This is a genomic window from Streptomyces flavofungini, from assembly GCF_041028215.1.
Lineage (GTDB): Bacteria > Actinomycetota > Actinomycetes > Streptomycetales > Streptomycetaceae > Streptomyces > Streptomyces flavofungini_B.
The window spans coordinates 1-3,273 of the sequence record NZ_JASKYR010000797.1 but is presented as its reverse complement, the minus strand read 5'-3'; the positions used below and the strand labels follow the sequence as shown (position 1 = coordinate 3,273).

Annotated in this window: 3 protein-coding genes; 1 reads left to right on the top strand and 2 read right to left on the bottom strand. The window is 74.7% G+C overall.

All coding sequences use genetic code 11. The features are described 5' to 3' along the window. Positions 1–813 (top strand): MFS transporter (locus AB8Z36_RS34610; RefSeq protein WP_369217351.1); only part of this gene is annotated, 813 nt, incomplete at its 5' end. An 11-nt stretch (positions 814–824) separates the two neighbouring features. On the opposite strand, the gene AB8Z36_RS34605 is transcribed toward AB8Z36_RS34610, so the two are convergent. Together AB8Z36_RS34605 and AB8Z36_RS34600 are read right to left on the bottom strand one after the other, a co-directional pair. After that, positions 825–2,072, bottom strand: coding sequence for an MDR family MFS transporter (locus tag AB8Z36_RS34605; protein WP_369217350.1), 1,248 nt, complete (start codon positions 2,070–2,072; stop codon positions 825–827). Next, the gene (locus AB8Z36_RS34600; protein ID WP_369217349.1) at positions 2,069–3,196 is read right to left on the bottom strand and encodes a PLP-dependent cysteine synthase family protein; all 1,128 of its coding nucleotides are present in this window, start codon (positions 3,194–3,196) and stop codon (positions 2,069–2,071) included. The genes AB8Z36_RS34605 and AB8Z36_RS34600 overlap by 4 nt, the downstream gene beginning before the upstream one ends. Between the last annotated feature and the right edge of the window lie 77 nt (positions 3,197–3,273).

Genomic DNA, 3,273 nt, shown 5'->3' with positions numbered 1-3,273 from the left:
GGCCTGTACGCGAAGGCGAGCGCGGGCACCCGCCTGTTCCTCAGGACGCCGCAGTTGCGCTCGCTCCTCGCGATGGATCTCGCCGTCTCCGCCGCCGGAGCCGTCGTCACGGTCAACACCGTGGTCTACGTACGGGACTTCCTCGGCCGGTCCGCCGACTCCGTCGCCTTCGCCCTCGGCGCCTACGGTGCGGGGTCCATGGCCGTGGCGATGACCCTGCCGCGCGTCCTGCACCGGCACTCCGACCGGCGCGTGATGCTCGGCGGCGTCCTGCTCCTCCCGGTGGTGTTCGCCGCGCTCGGCGCCCTCACCGCCGCGCACGACGGGAGTTGGCGCCTGCCCGTCCTGCTCGGCACCTGGGCCGCGTTCGGGGCGGCGTGTTCGCTGGTGCTCACCCCGACGGGCCGCCTCATCCGGCGTGCCGCGCCGGAGCGCGAGCGCACCGCCGCGTTCGCCGCCCAGTTCTCCCTCTCCCACTCGGCCTGGCTGCTGACCTACCCCCTGGCGGGCTGGGTCGGGGCGAGGGCCGGACTCGGCTGGGCCGTGGCCGTACTCGGCGGGATCGCGCTCGCGGCGGCGGTCATCGCCGTACGCCTGTGGCCCGCGCGCGCCGGGGAAGCCGGGGCACCTGGGGAAGCCGGGGCAACCGGGAAAGCGGCCCTGGCGGCCCCGGGCCGGGGGCATGCGCACGAGCACGCGCACACCGGGCTGCCCGCCGGGCACCCGCATCTGCGGGGCGCCCGGCGGGCCGGAGCCGGATGGCGGCACAGCCACCATCACTTGGCGGACGAACTGCACGCCGTCCACGGCTGAGCCGGGGCGGCCTACGCCGTGGCGGCGGCCTGCGCGGGGGCGGCGGACAGGTGACCGATCCGGTGCAGCCAGGCCACGAGCCCCGCACACACCAGGCCCGTCGCGGCGAGCACCGCCCACGGCAGCCAGCGGACACCGGTGTCGAACAGGGCCCCCACCGCCAGGTTCCCCAGCGAGATCGCGATGCCGGACACGGTGTTGTAGGCGCCGTAGTACGTGGCGACCAGGCGGTCACCCGACAGCCGTACGACGGTGTCCATCTCGAAGGGGTAGAGCAGCGCGCCGCCCCAGGCGAGCAGGGCCGCGCACAGGGCCAGCGCCACCACCCCCGCGACACCGCCGTACCCGCCGGGCACCAGCGGCAGGAACGCCGCCCCCATCACCGCGAGCCCGCAGGTGATGGCGCGCGGCCCCGGCATGGTCCGCTTCGCCCACGCGGTCAGGCGCAGTTGTCCCGACAGGGCGGCGAGCGCGGACACCGCGAAGATCGCCCCGGTCACCACGCCGGTCCGCTCGCCGAAGAGGTCGCGGGCCCGCAGGGGCAGGGCCAGATAGACCTGGAAGGCAAGGACGTAGCTGCCGGTCATCGCGGCGGCGAACAGCAGGAACGGCCGGTTGGCCGCGATGGTGCGCCAGTCGGCGGCCACCGCGCGCCAGGCCGGTTCCGCGCCCCGGTCCCTGGGCGGCCGGGAGGGCAGCGCCCGCCACTGCGACAGCGCAAGGAAGCCGAAGACGAGCGCCGCCGTCGCGCACACGGCCCGGAAGTCCCAGGCCAGCAGCGCGAGACCGGCGAGCGGGCCGATGAGGATGCCCGCCTGGTAGAAGACGTTGAACGCGGCGAACGCCTCGACCCTGCGCTCCTCCCCCGCTTCCGTCGCGAGGTAGGCCCGTACCGCAGGGTTGAACAGCGCACCCGCGAGGCCGGTGGCCGCCGAGGCCGCGATGAGCGCGGGCAGCGACTCCACCAGGCCGAGCAGGGCGAAGGCGAGGGTGCGCAGCACACACCCCGCCATGATCATGGGCTTGCAGCCGTAGCGGTCGGCGAGGGTGCCGCCGATGAGGAACATGCCCTGCTGGGAGAGGTTGCGTACGCCAAGGACCAGACCGACCGTCCACGCGGCGAGGCCGAGGCCGTGGGCGAGGTGGTCGGCGAGGTAGGGCATCAGCATGTAGAAGCCGAGGTTGATGGCGAACTGATTGGCCATCAGCAGGCGTGCCGCGGGCGAGAAGGAGCCCATCTGGCGGCGGAGCCCCTTCACCGGGTGACCGCCTTCGCCGGTTCGGCGGCCCGGTCCCCGCCGAGCGGATCACGCACCTTCGCGCAGCGCGTCCAGGCGGCGACAGTGCGCTCGCCCGGCTCGGCGATCTCGTCCGGTTCGCGCGGCGCCTCCTGCCCGAGGAGCTGGTGCTCGTGGCACCAGGCATCGCTGAACACGGTTTCGAGGTAGCGGTGCGGGCCGTCGGGGAAGACGGTGGCCACGCGGGTGCCGGGCGGCAGGGTGCGGGCGGCCCAGCCCGCGACCAGGGCGACGGCGCCCACGCTCCAGCCGCCGGACGCGTAGTGGCGCCTGGCCAGTTGGCGGCAGGCCCACACCGCTTCGGAGGGCGCCACCCAGTGCACCTCGTCGAAGGCCGGGTAGTCGACGTTGGCGGGGTGGATGCTGGAGCCGAGGCCGCGCATGAGACGGGGCAGCGCGGGCTGGCCGAAGATCGTCGAACCCACCGTGTCGACGCCGATGAGCCGCAGTCCGGGGAAGGCCTCGCGCAGCACGCGGGCGATCCCGGCGGAGTGACCGCCCGTGCCGACCGCCGCGACCAGGACGTCGACCCGGCCGAGCTGGGCGATCAGCTCCAGGGCGAGGGGCCGGTAGGCGGCCACGTTGTCGGGGTTGTGGTACTGGTCCGGGCAGTACGCGCCCGGGGCACCGGCGAGGAGTTCGGCGACGCGTTCTCGGCGGGCCTGCTGCCAGCCGCCCCGGGGGTGGGGCGCGGACACCTGGTCGACGGTGGCGCCGTAGGCGGTGAGCAGCCGCACCATGGCCGGTTCCATGCCGGGGTCGGAGACGACGGTCACCGGATGGCCGTACGTCATCCCGGCGAGGGCGAGCCCCAGGCCGAGGGTGCCGCTGGAGGACTCGACGACGGGGGCGCCGGGGAGCAGGTCGCCGCGCCGCCGCGCCTCACGGATCATGTGCAGGCCGGGGCGGTCCTTGATACCGCCCGGGTTGGCGCCCTCCAGTTTGGCGAAGAATCCGCGTCCGTCGGCGGCGAAGGGCTCGGTGATCCACAGCACCGGTGTGTTGCCGACCAGTTGGGCGGGGTTCCGGGCGCCGCGCGGGACGTGGGCGCCCGGGGAGAAGCGTTCGAGCAGGGTGAAGTTCATGGCATGACTCCTTCGCACGCCGGGTCGCATCGTCCGGCGCGCGGTACAGACGGGTCAGGGAGCGCGGGGCACGGCCG

Excerpts from the sequence above, each read along its gene's own strand:
- AB8Z36_RS34600 (WP_369217349.1), bottom strand. The coding sequence starts at position 3,196 with ATGAACTTCACCCTGCTCGAACGCTTCTCCCCGGGCGCCCACGTCCCG.